Annotated in this window: 18 protein-coding genes; 7 read left to right on the top strand and 11 right to left on the bottom strand. The window is 73.0% G+C overall.

Going from position 1 to position 16,268, the window contains the following annotated elements:
- The first annotated feature begins 165 nt into the window (after positions 1 to 165).
- Positions 166 to 1,452: an MFS transporter gene (locus ACIQE0_RS02770; RefSeq protein WP_402328648.1), complete on the top strand. Its 1,287-nt coding sequence runs from the start codon at positions 166 to 168 to the stop codon at positions 1,450 to 1,452.
- A gap of 82 nt (positions 1,453 to 1,534) precedes the next feature.
- Here ACIQE0_RS02770 and ACIQE0_RS02765 read toward each other — a convergent pair whose 3' ends face one another.
- The 4 genes from ACIQE0_RS02765 to ACIQE0_RS02750 form a co-directional block, all read right to left on the bottom strand.
- Complete coding sequence (locus ACIQE0_RS02765; protein WP_402328560.1) at positions 1,535 to 2,461, bottom strand: spermidine synthase; 927 nt, start codon at positions 2,459 to 2,461, stop codon at positions 1,535 to 1,537.
- Positions 2,462 to 2,525: 64 nt separating this feature from the next.
- A complete protein-coding gene (locus ACIQE0_RS02760; RefSeq protein WP_402328558.1) occupies positions 2,526 to 3,383 on the bottom strand; it encodes a patatin-like phospholipase family protein in 858 nt (285 codons plus the stop codon).
- Positions 3,384 to 3,675: 292 nt separating this feature from the next.
- A complete protein-coding gene (tuf, locus tag ACIQE0_RS02755) occupies positions 3,676 to 4,851 on the bottom strand; it encodes an elongation factor Tu (RefSeq protein ID WP_402328556.1) in 1,176 nt (391 codons plus the stop codon).
- A 109-nt stretch (positions 4,852 to 4,960) separates the two neighbouring features.
- Complete coding sequence (locus tag ACIQE0_RS02750; RefSeq protein ID WP_366332831.1) at positions 4,961 to 5,185, bottom strand: hypothetical protein; 225 nt, start codon at positions 5,183 to 5,185, stop codon at positions 4,961 to 4,963.
- A 202-nt stretch (positions 5,186 to 5,387) separates the two neighbouring features.
- On the opposite strand from ACIQE0_RS02750, the gene ACIQE0_RS02745 reads away from it, so the two are divergent.
- Entirely contained in the window at positions 5,388 to 6,089 is a 702-nt protein-coding gene (locus ACIQE0_RS02745; protein WP_402328554.1) for a TVP38/TMEM64 family protein, read from the top strand.
- 57 nt (positions 6,090 to 6,146) lie between these two features.
- Here ACIQE0_RS02745 and ACIQE0_RS02740 read toward each other — a convergent pair whose 3' ends face one another.
- The 3 genes from ACIQE0_RS02740 to ACIQE0_RS02730 form a co-directional block, all read right to left on the bottom strand.
- The gene (locus tag ACIQE0_RS02740) at positions 6,147 to 6,833 is read right to left on the bottom strand and encodes a pyridoxamine 5'-phosphate oxidase family protein (protein ID WP_402328552.1); all 687 of its coding nucleotides are present in this window, start codon (positions 6,831 to 6,833) and stop codon (positions 6,147 to 6,149) included.
- A 170-nt stretch (positions 6,834 to 7,003) separates the two neighbouring features.
- Positions 7,004 to 7,837: a hypothetical protein gene (locus ACIQE0_RS02735; protein ID WP_402328550.1), complete on the bottom strand. Its 834-nt coding sequence runs from the start codon at positions 7,835 to 7,837 to the stop codon at positions 7,004 to 7,006.
- A gap of 366 nt (positions 7,838 to 8,203) precedes the next feature.
- A complete protein-coding gene (locus ACIQE0_RS02730) occupies positions 8,204 to 9,073 on the bottom strand; it encodes a hypothetical protein (RefSeq protein ID WP_402328548.1) in 870 nt (289 codons plus the stop codon).
- 369 nt (positions 9,074 to 9,442) lie between these two features.
- Between ACIQE0_RS02730 and ACIQE0_RS02725 the strand changes: the two genes are divergently transcribed.
- Positions 9,443 to 10,363 (top strand): S41 family peptidase, encoded by a 921-nt coding sequence (locus ACIQE0_RS02725; RefSeq protein ID WP_402328546.1) that lies wholly within the window; start codon positions 9,443 to 9,445, stop codon positions 10,361 to 10,363.
- A gap of 187 nt (positions 10,364 to 10,550) precedes the next feature.
- On the opposite strand, the gene ACIQE0_RS02720 is transcribed toward ACIQE0_RS02725, so the two are convergent.
- From ACIQE0_RS02720 to ACIQE0_RS02710, 3 genes are all read right to left on the bottom strand, one after another.
- Entirely contained in the window at positions 10,551 to 10,775 is a 225-nt protein-coding gene (locus ACIQE0_RS02720; RefSeq protein WP_366332843.1) for a hypothetical protein, read from the bottom strand.
- 2 nt (positions 10,776 to 10,777) lie between these two features.
- The gene (locus ACIQE0_RS02715; protein ID WP_366332845.1) at positions 10,778 to 11,065 is read right to left on the bottom strand and encodes a DUF6400 family protein; all 288 of its coding nucleotides are present in this window, start codon (positions 11,063 to 11,065) and stop codon (positions 10,778 to 10,780) included.
- A gap of 330 nt (positions 11,066 to 11,395) precedes the next feature.
- On the bottom strand, positions 11,396 to 11,806 hold the full coding sequence (locus tag ACIQE0_RS02710; protein ID WP_402328543.1) for an organic hydroperoxide resistance protein: 411 nt from the start codon (positions 11,804 to 11,806) through the stop codon (positions 11,396 to 11,398).
- Positions 11,807 to 11,975: 169 nt separating this feature from the next.
- On the opposite strand from ACIQE0_RS02710, the gene ACIQE0_RS02705 reads away from it, so the two are divergent.
- From ACIQE0_RS02705 to ACIQE0_RS02690, 4 genes are all read left to right on the top strand, one after another.
- A complete protein-coding gene (locus ACIQE0_RS02705; RefSeq protein WP_402328541.1) occupies positions 11,976 to 12,431 on the top strand; it encodes a MarR family winged helix-turn-helix transcriptional regulator in 456 nt (151 codons plus the stop codon).
- 295 nt (positions 12,432 to 12,726) lie between these two features.
- On the top strand, positions 12,727 to 12,960 hold the full coding sequence (locus tag ACIQE0_RS02700; RefSeq protein WP_366332851.1) for a phosphopantetheine-binding protein: 234 nt from the start codon (positions 12,727 to 12,729) through the stop codon (positions 12,958 to 12,960).
- A complete protein-coding gene (locus ACIQE0_RS02695) occupies positions 12,957 to 14,198 on the top strand; it encodes a beta-ketoacyl-[acyl-carrier-protein] synthase family protein (RefSeq protein ID WP_402328539.1) in 1,242 nt (413 codons plus the stop codon). Before ACIQE0_RS02700 ends, ACIQE0_RS02695 begins: the two co-directional genes overlap by 4 nt.
- Before the next feature lie 745 nt (positions 14,199 to 14,943).
- Positions 14,944 to 15,639: a transglycosylase SLT domain-containing protein gene (locus ACIQE0_RS02690; RefSeq protein WP_402328537.1), complete on the top strand. Its 696-nt coding sequence runs from the start codon at positions 14,944 to 14,946 to the stop codon at positions 15,637 to 15,639.
- Between the two features lie 129 nt (positions 15,640 to 15,768).
- Here the strand turns inward: ACIQE0_RS02690 and ACIQE0_RS02685 are convergent, their stop codons facing one another.
- Complete coding sequence (locus ACIQE0_RS02685) at positions 15,769 to 15,996, bottom strand: hypothetical protein (protein ID WP_402328535.1); 228 nt, start codon at positions 15,994 to 15,996, stop codon at positions 15,769 to 15,771.
- Positions 15,997 to 16,268: the final 272 nt, after the last annotated feature.

The following is a 16,268-nucleotide window of genomic DNA, read 5'->3' as shown; positions in this document are numbered from 1 at the left end:
GTCTCCCATGACGCGACGGGGGCGAGCCCAGCAGACATGCCGACCGCACCGGACGGCACACCGAACCCCTCCCGCACCGGCCGACTCCGTCGCCTGCCCACGACCGCGCCCACCACTGAGGACAGGCTCGTCCCCGTCGACGCCGGGCCGAAGGCCCCGTCCCTGATGCCGGGCCGACCCGCCTGGGCGGGGCGCAACTTCGTCCTGCTCAGCGCCGCCACCGTGATCGCCGGCCTCGGCAGCAACGGCGCGGCGATCGCCACCTCGTTCGCGGTCCTCGACGCGGGCGGCTCCGCCGCCGACGTCGGGCTGGTCTCCGCCGCCCGCATGCTCCCGCTCGTCCTGTTCCTGCTGATCGGGGGAGCCGTCGCCGACCGCATTCCCCGGCACCGGGTGATGGTCGCGGCGAACAGCGTCAACTGCGTCTCCCAGGGGCTGTTCGCACTGGTCGTCCTGTCCGGTACGGCGAACCTGTGGGAGATGGCGCTGCTGGCGGCGATCGGCGGCACCGGGCAGGCGTTCTTCGCGCCGGCCGCCGAGGGCATGGTGCTCGCCAGCGTCTCCGGCGAGCAGGCCGGCCGCGCCTTCGCGGTGTTCCGCATCGGCGCCAACGGCGCGACCATCGGCGGTGCCGCGCTCGGCGGCGCCCTGGTGGCCACCGTCGGCCCGGGCTGGGTACTGGCGGTGGACTCCGCCGCCTTTGCCGTGGCCGGGGCGCTGCGCGCGTTCCTCGACGTCGGCGGCGTCCCGGAGCGGACCGCGAGCAGCGGGATCCTCCACGACCTGCGGGACGGCTGGCGGGAGGTCGTATCCCGGCCGTGGCTCTGGGCGATCGTGGTGCAGTTCTCCATCGTCAACGCGATGTTCGTCTCGGTGCAGTCGGTCTACGGCCCGCTGGTCGCCGACGACCACCTGGGCGGCGCCGGCCCCTGGGGCATCGCACTGGCCGCCTTCGGCGCCGGCACCGCGGCCGGCGCCCTCCTGATGACCCGCCTGAAGCCCCGCCGCATCCTGCTCGTCGGCACCCTCTGCGTCTTCCCGTTCGCCCTGCCGGCCGCCGCGCTCGCCGTCCCGGTGCCGGCCGGCTGGGTCACCGCGATCATGTTCGGGGCCGGTATCTCGGTCGAAGTCTTCGCGGTGACCTGGATGGTGGCCCTCCACCAGGAGATCCCCGAGGAGAAGTTCTCCCGCGTCTCCTCATACGACTGGCTCGGCTCGCTGGCGCTGGTCCCGGTGGCGACGTCGCTGGCCGGCCCGACCCAGGACCTGATCGGCCGCCCCGCCACCCTGTGGTCCTGCGCCGGCCTCATCGTGCTCCTGACGGCCGCCGTCCTCTGCGTCCCCGACGTCCGACGCCTCACCCGCCGCCAGCCGGCCCCCACCACCCCCGAGCCCACTCCCCCGCCCACCTCGACGCAGGCCGACACCTCCCCACACAACGCAGGGAACTAATCACTCTCCGTAATCGTCGCCGGAAAAGGAAAGGAGGCAGCGGGGCGGCAGGGCAGCGAGTCCCGAGCGGATCGGAGCGCGCTCAGCCGACGCTGAAGGTCCCCTCCGGTGGGACGGGAGACGGAAGCGCCTCGGTGTCGGGTACGGGGCGAGCGTCGGCGATCAGGCGGCGGAGCGGTGCGCCGTGTTCGACGCGGGCCGGGAAGGCGTCGGCGGCCGCGCGGCGGGCCAGGTCGGCGAGGGGCAGCTCCGCCTGCGAGGCGAGCAGTACGGCGTTACCGAAGCGGCGGCCGCGCAGGACCGACGGTTCCGCGATCAGCGCGAGATGCGCGAACACCCCCGCGAAGTTGGCGAGTTGGCGGCGCAGGAAGTCGAACGGGGCGCTGTCCGCGAGGTTCGCGGCGTAGCAGCCGTGGGGGCGCAGTGCGCGGGCGGCGGCGCGGGCGTACTCGACGGAGGTCAGCTGGGCGGGCACGCGCGAACCGCTGAAGACGTCCGCGACGATCATGTCGGCGCCGCCCTCCGGCGCCGCCTCCAGCGCCGCTCGGGCGTCCTGCGCGTGCAGCCGGATCCCGGAGTCCGCGGGCAGCGGGAGATGCTCCGTCACCAGGGCGAGCAGACCGCGGTCGGCGTCGACCACGTCCTGCCGGGAGTGCGGGCGGGTCGCGGCGAGGTAGCGGGGCAGGGTCAGCGCGCCGCCGCCCAGGTGCAGCACGTCCAGCGGCTCGCCCGCAGGCGCGGCCTCGTCCAGGACGTGCGCGAGCCGGCGGACGTACTCGAACTCCAGGTGGGTGGGTTCGTCGAGGTCGACGTACGACTGGGGTGCACCGTCCACCGTGAGCAGCCAGGCACGGGGCCGGTCGACGTCCGGGAGGAGCTTGGCCGTGCCGTGGTCGACGGCACGGGTGACGGGGACCGGTTCTTCGGGCGGGGTGGCTGCCGGTCCGGGATCGGCCTGGTGCGCTGCCGGGGTGGCGAACTCGTCAGCGGCCGGTGGTTCGTTGTGCACCCTGCCATTGTGACGGGCGGGCGGACCGGTGCGGCGGCGGGGCCGGGGAAGCACCTGCGGCACCTCACGCGTTCCAGAGGGCGCGGACCTCCTCGGCGTGGGCGGCCGCCTGGCGCCGGCCCGCGCGGGCCGCGTCCGGGCGCCTGGCCGGGTCCAGGACGTTGCGGCCGAAAGCCGCCCTGGACAGGCGGTCCGGGGTGATCACGCACACCCGGGCGCCCTGTCCGGCCAGCCGTGCCCCCTGGGTACGCGGCGCGGCGATCGGTCCGCCGCCGACGGCGACGGGGGCGATGACCACCACCCGGTCGTAGCCCGCGGCCAGGTCCGCGTTGGCGCTGGAGTGCACACCGCCGTCGACCCAGCGCGTCCCGTCGATGGTGACCGGCGGATAGACACCCGGCACCGCGCAGCTGGCACTCACCGCGTCGAGGAGCGGGACGCCGCCCGTGCCGTCGAACACGGCCCGCCGCCCCGTCGACGAGTGCACCGCCGTGACCTTCAGCCGCCCGTCGGGCCAGCCGTCCGCGCCGAGGGTCCCGCCCAGGGTGCGGGCGATGGACGCGCGGTGGTCCGCCTCGCCGAGGGTGCGCGCCGTCAGCGCGAGCCGTCCCATCCGCGCACCGAACGACACCGCGTCGCGGGAACGCAGCGCGATGGCCGCGAAGCGCACGAAGGTCGCCGTGCCCATACGGGCGACCGGCCGCCCGTCGGGAGCGGCCAGTTGGCTCCGGTACAGCTCCGCCAGCGGGTACCGACCGGAGGTGAGCTGCGCGCCGACGATCGATCCGGCGGAGGTGCCGATGACGACATCGGCGTCCGAGAGGTCGGCCCCCGCCTCCGCGAGACCGGCCAGCACGCCGACCTCCCAGCCGATGCCGGTGAATCCTCCGCCACCGAGTACCAGCGCCGTTCGCCGCGCCATGCGTTGCCTTCCTCGTCAGGTGACTTCGCCAGGACCGCACTGACTCTCAAGACTTCGGGACGGGACTTCCCATGGGACTTCCGGGACCACTGAGGCTTCTCCCACAGGACTTCCTTGTCCGACTCCAGTGAAGCAGCCGAGGGCACCAGGGCCGAGGCCGGACTTCAGTGAAGCAGCCCAGCCGGGGCCCGCCCAGCCCGGATTCGGCCGGGCAGGCCCCGGCGGGGCTCATGCCCGCCCGTTCACCGCGTCACCGTGAACGGCGGGCGGCACCGCCCCCACGGCCCACCGCTCACTCCTCGACGGTGCGTACCGTGCCGGCCCCGACGGTGCGTCCCCCCTCGCGGATGGCGAAGCCGAGGCCCGGCTCCACGGGGACCGCGCGGCCCAGTTCGACCACCGCGGTCACCGTCTCGCCGGGGCGGGCCACAGCCCGCTCCCCCAGGTCCAGCGTGCCGACCACGTCCGCGGTGCGGAGGTAGAACTGCGGTCGGTAGCCGGTGGACAGCGGGGTGCGGCGGCCGCCCTCCTCGGCGGAGAGGACGTACACCTCGGCCGTGAAGCGGCGTCGCGGGGTGACGCTGCCGGGCGCCGCGACCACGTCCCCGCGGCGCACCTGCGCACGGTGCAGCCCGCGCAGCAGCAGCGCGACGTTGTCCCCGGCCTGGGCGGCCTCCATGGGCTTGCCGAAGGTCTCCACCCCGGTGACGACCGTGTGCACCGTCTCGCCGCCCAGTACGGCGACCTGGTCGCCGCACCGCACCGTGCCGCGTTCGACGGCCCCGGTGACGACGGTGCCGCGCCCGGTGATGGTGAGCACGTTCTCCACGGAGAGGAGGAACGGGGCGTCCACATAGCGCTCGGGCACCGGGACGTAGGTGTCCACGGCGTCCAGCAGCGCGCCGATCGCGTCCGTCCAGCGCGGGTCGCCCTCCAGGGCGCGGAGCCCGGAGACCCGGACGACGGGCAGGTGCTCCCCGTCGTAGCCGTGCGCGGTGAGGAGTTCGCGCACCTCCAGCTCCACCAGGTCGGTGAGTTCGGGGTCGCCCGCGTCGGCCTTGTTGAGCGCGACGACGATGTGCCGGACGCCCACTTGCTTGGCGAGCAGGACGTGTTCGGCGGTCTGCGGCATGATCCCGTCGAGCGCGGAGACGACGAGGATCGCGCCGTCGAGCTGGGTCGCGCCGGTGACCATGTTCTTGATGAAATCGGCGTGGCCGGGCATGTCGACGTGGGCGTAGTGCCGGATGTCGGTCTCGTACTCGACGTGCGAAAGGGTGATGGTGATGCCGCGGGCGGCCTCCTCGGGGGCCCGGTCGATGCGGTCGAACGGCACGAACGTGCCGCTGCCCCGGTCGCTGAGGACCTTGGTGATGGCGGCGGTGAGGGTGGTCTTGCCGTGGTCGACGTGGCCCATCGTGCCGATGTTGAGATGCGGCTTGGTCCGGACGTATGCCGTCTCGGACATGGTGTTCTTCCTCGCAGGAATGCGGTGCTGACGGCGACTTGGCGCCGTGGGGACCCCTGGCCCGCTCCGACCCTCCCCCTGCGGGGTCCGCCGGACGATCCGGAGAGGGTCAGCTTCGCGCGCCGTCCGCTGCGGCGGCGGCCGTGCGGGCCGCGGCGACGGGAGCGGTTGCGGGGACGGCTGCGGCAGCGAGGGCGACGGCCGCCGCGCCGACTGCGATTGCGGTGTCGTCGATCGCCGGGGCCGTGGCGAGGAGTCCGGCGGCAGCCTTCGGCGCGTCCGCGGCGGTGACGGCGACCGCGGACGGCATCGAAAGGAAGGCGTGCCGGAACATGCGTCATAGGGTGCCCGGGCACCGGCCCGACGTCGAATCATTTACGCGGGTCCAGACCTCGAAGCACAGGCGGTCGTCCAGGCAAACGCCGCTGGTCACGGCCTTTCAGGCCGGTGACCGCCGCTCCCGGTCCATGCCCCTGTTCATGTCCCTGCGGCCCGGATTCCGACCCCGCGTCACCCTCGTCGGTTACGCTCCCGGGATGCCTGCCCCCGCCGCACCGCCCGACGGGCTCGCCGCGCGCTGCACGCGTGCGCTGTTCTCCCCTTGGTCACGCCTGGCCCTCCTGCTGCTTCTCCTGGTCACCGCCGCGGCCACGGTGCTGCTGTGGCATCCGCAGCGGCTGCTGACCGGCGAGCTGCCGGCGCAGCTGTCGGGCCCGACAGCGCTGGTGGTCTTCACACTGGCCTACGGGGTGTGCACCACCGCGTTCGTACCGCGGCCGGTCCTCAACCTGGCCGCGGGTGCGCTCTTCGGCAGCCAGGCGGGGCTGGTCACCTCGCTGACCGGCACGGTGCTGGGCGCCGGGCTGGCGTTCGGGCTCGGCCGGCTGCTCGGCCAGGACGCGCTGCGGCCGCTGCTGCGCCACCGCTGGCTGACCGCCGCGGACCGGCAGTTGAGTCAGCACGGCTTCCGCTCGATGCTGGTGATCCGGCTCCTCCCCGGGCTGCCGTTCGCGGCCATGAACTACTCCGCGGCGGTCTCCCGGATGCCCTGGGGCACGTACCTCCTGGCCACGGCGGTGGGCAGCGTCCCCAACACGGCGGCCTACGCGGTCGCGGGGGCGCGGGCGTCGGCCCCCACCTCGCCGGCGTTCCTTCTCTCCATGGGCTTCATCGTGGTCAGCGGGCTGGCGGCGCTGATCATCGCCTGGTACAAGCGCAAGGCGTTCCGCGGCAACTGATCAACGGTCATGGCGCTTAGGGCGCTTCTGGCGGATCTCCGCGGCGCCGCGCCGCCGTTACGAGGCGGGCGTGCCCGTGCGGGCGGCGATGTGCGGGGGCACCGGAGTGTCCGCCTCCAGGACGGGGTCCGGCTGCGGCGCTCCCCAGGTGGTGTGGAGCGGCAGGACGCCGGCCCACAGGCCCAGTTGGGCGTCCGGTCCGTCGCCGTCGTCGGGGGCACCGGTCCTGATCTTCACCGACGCCTCGTCGAGGGCGAGGGCCAGCAGGGACGTGGCCGCGAGCTCCTTGCGGTGGGGCCGGCGGACGTACTGCCACTGGCCGGGCGCGGACTGCTCGGTGAGGCAGCGCAGGCCCGCCAACTTCTCCTCGTCGTCGGTGATCAGGCGGGGCACACCGTAGATCATCGCGCTGCGGTAGTTGACGCTGTGCTCGAAGACGGAGCGGGCCAGCACCAGGCCGTCGACATGGGTGACGGTCACGCAGACGTCCGCCCCCGGGGAGGACACCAGGCTGCGGCTGGCGACCGAGCCGTGGAAGTAGAGGGTGGTGCCGTCCGAGCCGTAGACGGTGGGGAACACCCGCACGGTGCCGTCCACGGTCACGCCGAGGTGGCAGACGAAGCCGGCCGCCAGGATGGCGTCGAGTGCGTCGCGGTCGAGGCTGCCCTGCGCGCGGAGCCGGCGGTGCCGGGTGCGGTCGGTCTCGGCGAGGGTGCGGTCCGGGGCGGGTATGGACGCGGTCATTGCTCCCTGGACTCCCTGCGCTCGCTGCCGGTCTGCCCGGGGCTGCGCACGCGACCGGGCAGCCCAGCGGGACTGCCCGTCAGAGTAACGACTTCACTATATTCAGGCTAGGTATGTCATGGATTCCGTCGCCAAGAGGCGATACCGAGACCGATTTCGTGCGTGGGGCATCAAGAGCTGAGGTGGTACTGGGCCCATGGCTGGTGGGTCGGCGCGGGCTCCTCATGGGCGGCGGGGGCGAGGGGGCCCCAAGGGGAGAGCGCACTGTCCCAGTCGGAGGTGAGGCTGGATACATCGGCAATGGGATCGGTGGGCGGCATCCCGCCGGTGTGCCAGGCGGCGGACGTCATGTGGTGGGCGGCGGGCGCGGAGTTCCAGGACGCCGTCTGCTGGGCGGGGATGGTGTATTCGGTCTCGTGGGTCTCGCCGGGACCGCGGCGGTGGCGGCCCGCGTGGGGTTCGGCGGGACCGGGGTAGAAACGCCCCTGGGCGGAGAGCTGTTGGGCCCGCGCCATCAGGCGGGACAGGTCGAGGCCGAACTCGGTGGCCAGTTCACGCAGGTCCACTCCGGTCTGCCAACTGCCGATCAGGACCGCGTCCATGGCGGGCGACCAGTTCTGGTCCGGCGCGGCGCCGGCGGCCGGAGCGGTCTGGCGGTTGCCGGCCGGCTGCGCCGGCGCGGTGTACGCCGGGGCGCTGTACGGCGGCGCAGCGTGCGCCGGGGCGGAGTACGCCGGGGCCGAGTGGTCCGTGGAGTGGTCGGGCGCCGGGGAGGGCTCGTCCGGCTCCTTGGGCGAGGGACGAACGGCGGTGGACAGCAGCTCTTCGGCGACGGCACGGGCGTCGTCCTTGCCCACCGTGCGCCGGGCGACCCGGACTTCCCTCTCGTTGAGCCCGAACAGCCCGGCGACCGCGCCCGTGCTGCCCACCGTCACCGCGAACGCCGCCAGTACGCGAGAGCGGTCGGCCTGCGCCTCGTCAAGCCTGGCCTGCGCTTCCCGCACACGTTCGTCACCAAGACAAAACGCTTCTGCCAGTACGGCGTTGCGGTCCCACAATTCTCTCGGATCCATACCCAGACAACGCCGCTTCCGTCGGAGGTGATCCGATCCGTCGCTGCAAAACACTCCAAAGCACTCATCGAAGCACCAGATGACAATCACGTCGTAGCCCAACCGACAATCACGTCGTAGTGCGGCGGAAGCGCCTCTTTCGGGGAAGTCGACTGTCAGTGCGGAGAGTTACCTTCGAAATCAGCTGGAGTGTGCGGAAGTCAGCGGCTCGGCGCGGTCGTTGCGGCGACGGAAGGGGGTACCACATGGCGCGGCGGCGAGCAGGGGTGCACGGTCCCGGCGTGGGGCGATGCGCCGTTACGGAGTGTCCGGGCGCGGCAGGCCGATGGGGTTGGGGAAGGGCAGCAGGCCCGCGGCCAGGACGCGGTGGGCGACGGGGGCCAGCAATTCCAGGAGATGGTCGGCCTCCGCCGGTGGGAGGGGGCGGAGCAGCCGGGCGGCCAGGCGGTCCGTCTCCTCCTCGATGCGGGTGCGTTCGCGCAGGCCGGCTGGGGTCGCGTTGCCGTGGGCGTCGACGAGGTTCCGGGAGCGCAGGCGGTCGGCGGCGGCTTCCCAGTCCTCCTCGGTCCAGCCGCGGTCCACCCGCATCGTTTCCTTGGGCACCCGGCCGGTGGCGGCGGCGAGCACCAGTGCCTCGCAGGCGTCCAGGCCCTGGTCGGCGAGCACGGCCAGATGGGCCTCGCCCCGGAACTCCCGTAGCGCGGTGGTGAGTTGCCACAGTTGTTCCACGGGGTCGGCGCGGTCGCACAGTGCGCGGTTGGCGGCGAAGAGGGGGCGGGCGGTGGCGGGCGCGGCGTCGACGAGCGTCTGGAGGTGGGGCAGGAGTGCGGTGGCGGACCGGTCCAGGTCCGGGTCTATGGCGCGGAGCGCGCGGGCGGCGCGGGTGAGGCGTTCGTCGAGGGCGCGGGCGGGGCTCACGATGCTCCAGGCCGCGGGGAGCGTACGGGCCACCATGCCTGGCGCGAAGACTCCGAGGACGGCGGTGGCGGCCGCGGCTTCGACGGCGCCCAGCGGCGCGGTGCGGGTGACGAAGTAGCCCATCCAGAAGCCCTTGAGGCCCAGGTCCTTGCCCAGGGCACGGCAGCCGTCGTCGAAGTAGCAGACCGCGTGCAGCGGTTCGGTCGTCAGCCAGAGTGATCGTGCCCGCTGTGTCGTGAGCGGTTCCATGGTCTGCTCCTCGGTCGGGGGTGTGGGCGGCAGGGCCGTCCGCGGGTGCCCGGGGCGCCCGGCGCCGGTCAGGGGTGGTGCGCCCTCGCACGCTAACGCCGTGCGGGCGCGGGCCGCAGGCGAAAATCCAGGGAGAGCAGGAGGCGGGGGCCGGGGTGTGGGTGTGGGGCGGATGCGGTACCGCGGGTGTCCGCATCGGCCGCGGGAAAAAGCGCGGCGCGCGGCGCGTTCGGCGTCTAGGCTCACCGGCCGTTCCCGGTCCACCGCGGGCCGGGCGGGGAGAGGAACCGGTCGATGACCATGCGGCGCGATGGGGCAGCTGATGTGCGGGCGGCGGAGGGGGAAAAGGAACGGGAAAAGGAGGGTCCGTTGGGGGCGAAGGCCCCTGGGGCGGCGGACGCCGTGCGGAACGACCGGATCGTCGGGGAGGCACTCGACCGGATCGTGGCCGGATACGTGTTCCCTGAGCGGGCCGCGAAGATCGAGTCGGCGCTGCGGGGACGGCTGGCGGCGGGCGAGTACGACGCGCTGGACGGGCCGGGCCTGTGCGCGGCGGTGACGGCGCACCTCCAGGAGGTCTGTCCGGACAGGCACCTCAGGCTGCTGTGGCAGGACGAGCCGCAGTCCATGGCGCCGGAGGACGACGACGCGGGGCGGGCGGCCTTCCTCGCGTTGCAGCGGGCCGAGCACCAGGGCATCCGCGCGGTGGAGCAGTTGGACGGGGGCGTGGGCCGGATAGACATCCGGCGGATCGCGGACGCCGGCGAGGGCGGCCGGGCGATCGGCGCGGCGATGGAGCTGGTCGCCTGCACCCGTGCGCTCCTGCTCGACCTGCGGGAGTGCCGCGGGGGCTCGCCCGAGGGCGCGGCCCTGTGGTGCAGCTACTTCTTCCCTGACGACCAGGTGCATCTCAACGACATCTACCAGCGGGCCACCGACTCCACCCGGCAGTACTGGACGGCGTCGCATCTGCCCGCGCCCCGTTACCTCGACCGCCCGGTGTACGTACTGACCGGCCCCACCACGTTCTCCGGCGGCGAGGACGTGGCGTACACGCTCCAGGCGCACGGGCGGGCGGTGGTCGTCGGCGAGACGACCCGGGGCGGAGCGCACCCGACCGACCGGCATCCGGTGACCGAGCACATCACGGTCACGGTGCCGACCGCGCGGACGGTGAACGCGGTGACGGGCACCAACTGGGAGGGGGTGGGCGTACGGCCGGATCGCGCCGTTCCGGCGGAGCGGGCGCTGGAAGTGGCACACGAGGAGGCGCGGCGGAGCGCCGCCTAGCCCTGTGACGGGGTGGCCGGTGGCCCGGCGACGGGGCGAGGCCAGTGGCGAGGCGACCGGGTCCGGCGCCGGTGACGAGTAACCGCCGACCACTGGCCGGGCCCGGCCAACCGTCAACCACTGGCTGGACCCTGGCCCGGAGCATGGAACTGCCCGGCGCGCGGCGCCGGTTGGGCGGGCTCCCGCGTCAGAGGCGGCCGCCGGCGCCGAAGCCGGAGTCCCAGGCCCAGAGGTGGGCGCAGGTGGGGCACTGGAGGTGCAGCAGGCTGCCCTTGTTGGACAGCAGGTAGCGCCAGTGGTCGCCACAGGTGCGCCCGTCGCGGCAGGTTCCGCAGTCCTCGTGGTCCTGGCAACGGGGGCAGGGAACCCAGGCCCGGCGGCCGATGTCGGCGGTGGGGTCGAGTGGCAGCATGCTCAGCCCTGCCCGGCGGCCGGCAGCACTCCGGCGGCGACCAGCATGGCGTAGGTGGCCTGCTGGTCGGCGTCGAGGCCGGAGTAGAGGAGCCGCTGGGCCTCCGCCTCGCCGGCCATCACCTCGACGGGGTCCCAGGAGTCTCCGAGGGCGGCGAGGACCTCGGCCCGGCGCCGTGCCTCGTGACCGGCGAAGTCGAGCTCGAAGGTCCCGCTCGCGCCGTCGTCGGAGATCCCGGAGACGCGCGATATGTCGGTTGTGGGGCCGGAGGGGCTGATGGGGTCGGTCATGCTGCGCTTCCTGTACCACTCGCGGACGATTCGGACGAGTAACGCCGATCGGACTTGTTTAGCAAGTGGGACGGATCTAAGGAAGAGTCAGCCGGAGAGAGCCTCCGGATGGGACCCGGGAGAGGGCACGGGAAGCCCGATATGTCGGGGTGGGGCGGAGCACCGCGACGTCCGGGAGTGACGGACTTCATGCTCGCGGACGGGGCACCCGCCCCGGGACCGGCGAGGGCTGGCGCCGATCCCGACCCCGCCCCGCCGGCCACGAAGCGTCACCCCTCGCACCCCGACGACACCGGCGCCGTGCGCATTGCGGAGAGCTGCCCGCAACGGCTACTCGACGACCAGCTCGACCTCGATGTTCCCGCGGGTGGCCTTCGAGTACGGGCAGAACTGGTGCGTCGCCTCGACGAGTTGCCGACCGACCTCACCGGCCAGCGCGTCCGGGAGTTCGACCCGCATGACGACGGCGAGACCAAAGCCGGTGCCGTCCTTGCCGAGGGAGACCTCGGCGGTGACCGAGACGTCCTTGGTGTCCAGCTTCATCTGGCGGCCGACGTGGGCCATCGCGCTGGCGAAGCAGGCGGCGTACCCGGCGGCGAAGAGCTGTTCCGGGTTGGTGCCGGCGCCGTCGCCACCGAGGGCCGGCGGCATAGCCAGGGCGAGGTCGAGCTGACCATCGGAGCTGACGGCCCGGCCCTCGCGGCCATTGGCGGTGGCGACGGCGGTGTAGAGCGCATCCATGAGGAGCCCCTTCGAACGGATCGATGGATCGGGTGGGCACGAGGCGACTCCCGGCCGGCCCGCAGCGGGCGACCGGGACGCCCCGAACAGGCATAACAGTGACACGCCATTGAGTTGCGCGCAACCTAGTTACACACAACTAAATCGCTTGCGGGCTTACCCTGAGGGCATGACCACGCCGCCCCCGGTTTCCGACGCCGAGCTCCTCCGCCTCGACCACCAGGTCTGCTTCTCGCTGCACGCCGCCTCGCGGGCGTTCGGGAACGTCTACCGCGACGCCCTGAAGGAGCTGGGGCTGACCTACCCCCAGTACCTGGCCATGCTGGTGCTGTGGGAGCAGGGACCGGAGCCGGTCAAGCGCATCGGCGAGCGGCTGCGACTGGACTCCGGGACGCTCTCGCCGCTGCTCAAGCGCCTGGAGGCGGCGGGGCTGGTACACCGGGAGCGCAGCCCCGAGGACGAGCGGTCCGTGATCGTCCACCTGACCCGAGCCGGTGCGGACCTGCGCGAGCGGGCGCTGCCGGTCCCGCGGCGGATGCTGGCCGCCACCGGACTCACCGTCGACGAACTCCGCACCCTGCGCGGCCTGTTGGGGCGGGTCACCAGCGCGCTCGACGAAGCCTGAGGGACGCCCGCGCCGCCGGGAAGCGCCAGGGGCGAGGCCCCGCGCCGATCGGTGTCCGCCCCCGTGCCCTGCCGGCCGTTCCGGCGTTAGGCAACGGACTGCCCTCGCGGTGCGCACCGTCCGAAAGGGCCCCCTCCCCCGCTCCGGCGCGCCCATCACCCCATTGAGTTACCACGGTTGGGGAGCGCCGGGAACAAAGGCGTATAAAGGGTGGCCAACCCGGCCGGAGCCATCGGCGAACTCCCGCCCAGGACAGGGTTGGCAGCAGCGCCTACGAACAGCGGAGGAGCGCCACGTGAACACGGCAGAAGTTGTCAACGACTTGCTGGAGCAGCGGTTCGGGGTCGCGCGAGCCGAGGCGACCGCGGACACCGCGCTGCGCAGCCTGCGGCTGGACTCCCTCGCCCTGGAAGAGCTTCGGGTGCTCATCGAGGAACGGTTGGACATCGACCTCGAAGAGGTGTCACTGACCCCGCGCGACACGGTGGGGCAGCTGGTGGCGGCCATCGACGGCGAAGTCGCGGCGTGACGGCCCGTGAGCGGCCGTTCGCCGCGGCCGTGACCGGGCTGGGCCTGGTCACCGCGGCGGGCGTGGGGACGAAGGCCACCTGGCACGCCCTCACCCATGACGTGGCGCCCCGCAACGTGTCGCGGCAGGCCGAACTCGTCGACCTGCCCTGCGACTTCATGTACACCGCGGCGGATCTGAACCCCACCGAGCTGCTCGGGGTGGCCGCGCAGCGGCTGATGGACCGCTTCTCGCAGCTCGCGGTGATCGCCGCCCGGGAGGCGGTCGGCGACGCCGGGCTGGACCCGGACACCTGGGACAGCGGCCGGGTCGCGGTGGTGATCGGCTCCGCGCACGGCGGGCTGCCGTTCTACGACCAGCAGTCCGCGGCCATGGCCGGGCGCGGGGCCCGGCGGGTCTCCCCCAAGCTCGCCCCGCTGACCGTCGTCAACAGCGCGGCCAGCAGCGTCTGTATGGACCTCGGGGCGCACGGCCCCAGCCTGGGGGTGGCGACGGCCTGTTCGTCCGGGACGGTCGCGGTGGGCACCGCGCACCAGTTGTTGCGCACCGGGGCCTGTGACATCGCCGTCGCGGGCGGTGCCGAGTCGGTGCTCTCCCGGCTGCTGATCGCCAGTGCCTGCCAGATGAAGGCGGTCTCCACCCGGCGGGACGATCCGGCCGCGGCCTGCCGCCCCTTCGACGCGGAGCGGGACGGTTTTGTGGTCGGCGAGGGCGCGGGGCTGCTGGTGCTGGAGCGCCCCGAGCACGCGCGGGCCCGGCAGGCCCAGGTCCGTGCGCAGATCGTCGGCTACGGAGCGTCCAGCGATGCGTACGCGGCGGTGGCCCCCGATCCCGAGGGGCAGGGCGTCGAGCGGGCGCTGCGCAGTGCGCTGGCGGACGCGGGCGTCGGGCCCGGCGACGTGGGCCATGTGAACGCGCACGGCACCTCGACGGTGCTCAACGACCAGATCGAAGCGGCGATGTTGCACAGGGTGCTCGGCGAGCGCCCGTTGGTGACGTCGACGAAGGCGATGACCGGGCACACCCTGGGCGCGGCGGGCGGGATCGAGACCGCGCTGACCGTCCTGGCGCTGGAGCACCAGCTGGTGCCGCCGACCGCCAACCTCACGGTGCCCGATCCCAGGATCCCGATCGACGTGGTGCGCGACGAGGCCCGGCCGGCGGCGTTCGACTGCGCGGTCAAGACGTCCCTGGGGTTCGGCGGTCACAACGCGGCGCTCGTACTGACCCGCGGCTAGCCGGCCGCTCGGCCGCACGGGCGGGACCCGGCGCTCCGCCCCGCAGGGCGCCGCCGGGCAGCGGCGCGACATCGCAGCGGCGGTCGCCGGGTAGGCGCCTTCTGCCCCCTTCCGGACACGGACCGGTGGGTGGCGTGGCGCTGGAGCACCCAGGGGCGACGGTGAGGCCGACCGCCCCCCTTCGCTGCGGACCGGCCGCCGGGGGCAGCGGCGCAGGCAGCCGTACCGGGTGCGGGGCGGCCACCCATCAGGCGCGCACGAAGAACGAACCCAGGCACAGGCAGGAAACGGGTCCAGGCGCGGAACGGGCCCGGGTGCCACGGACCGTGGCCAGGCAACCACACAGCGGCGGGGCCGAGATCGCCAGGCAACGGCGAACCGGCCCCGCCGGGCTGTGAGCCAGGCAACAAACCACCGTTCCCGAAGGGGCTCTTGAGGGGGCCCGGCGGTGATGCCGGGCACGCGACGTACGTCACGTACGACCGGGGCTAGTCGACCGCGCGGCGGGCGCGGACCCGGAATTCCAGGCCCCATTACAGACATCTCGCCCGAACGCACGAAGATGGGTAGTACACGGCATCATTGCCACCATCCCGGGCCGGCGCTAACCATGTCTCCAGTAGCACCGAGAACGAGCCTGCGGACTCGACCAGAGCAACGAGCGCGGGACAGACCCTCGGTTCCCTCAGACGCCACCGATGGCCAACTCCCCCTGCCACCAAGCCCTGGAAGAGGTCACCCCCGCATGCCTATACCCAATTTCCCCCTGCCCCGCACCGTCCGCATCACCCGCGCGCACAAGATCTCCGCGGCGCTGGTGGCCTCCGCGAGCTGCGCGGCCGCACTGGCGATGACGGCGGCGCCGAGCAACGCCGCGGCCCCGGCCGCACAGGCCTCCGCCCTGGTCAAGCCGGTCGGCACCGACGGCCTGCCGGTCGCCGCGAACGACAAGTCCGCCCAGGACAAGGGTCAGGACAACGCGGTCGCCGCCTCCATCTCGGACCACCTGAAGGTGACCGGGGTCGACAAGCAGGGCCACGCCGCGCAGCAGGCCGCCAACCGCTCCATGGAGCGCAAGGAGATCGCCCAGCAGGCGCCGAAGTCCGCCCCGAAGACGTACACCAACAACCTCGACGGCTGGATCCGGGAGGCCCTGGACATCATGAAGTCCAAGGACATCCCCGGCAGCTACGAGGGCCTGCACCGCAACATCATCCGTGAGTCCAGCGGCAACCCGTACGCGATCAACAACTGGGACATCAACGCCCGCAACGGCATACCCTCCAAGGGCCTGCTGCAGGTGATCCAGCCCACCTTCGACACGTACCACGTCAAGGGCACCCCCCACGACCTGTACGACCCGGTGGCCAACATCACCGCCGCCGCCAACTACGCGGCCCACCGCTACGGTTCCATCGACAACGTCAACTCCGCCTACTGAGGCGACCGTTCGCGCCGGGATGCCGTGACAACGGCTCCCGGCCGGACCCCGCGCCGCACCGGCGCTCCGACACCAACGGCAATGGCCCTGCCCGCACTTCGCGGGCAGGGCCATTGCCGTTTTCGTGTGTCAGTACCTGTGGAGCTGACGCGACGGGCCCCCGAAGAGGAGGTCGAGGACGCGGCCAGCGAAGCGGAGGCCCTCGTGCTCCCGGGGGGTCAGGTGGTTCCGGTGATGGTGATAGTGATGGTGATGGTGTCCGCGGCGGTGGTCGACAGGGGCCGCGGCGGCGGTGCCGGTGGCGAGGATTCCCGCGGCGACGAGGCCGGCGAGCAGGGCGGTTGCGCGACGGAGCATGAGCACTTCCCTACGGTGAGTGGCGGCTGTTCGTGGTCCCACTCTCAGGGACCGGCCGTCCCGCCGCCTTGCGACAGCCCGATCGCTGCTACGAACGGACCAGCAGCACCGCCGTATCGACGGATTCGGGTGAGCGCGGTCACTTTCCGGCGCTTTCGAGGGGGCGAAGTGCGGTGCACCGGACGGCACTTCGCGTGTGACCCAGGCAACTCGCAAGGGGTCCACAAGGGGTCTGCGAGGGCCCCCAGAGGTGACCCCGGGCACGCGACCCA

The organism is Streptomyces sp. NPDC093097 (assembly GCF_044754325.1).
Taxonomy (GTDB): domain Bacteria; phylum Actinomycetota; class Actinomycetes; order Streptomycetales; family Streptomycetaceae; genus Streptomyces.
This window is presented reverse-complemented; position numbering and strand designations above follow the sequence as displayed.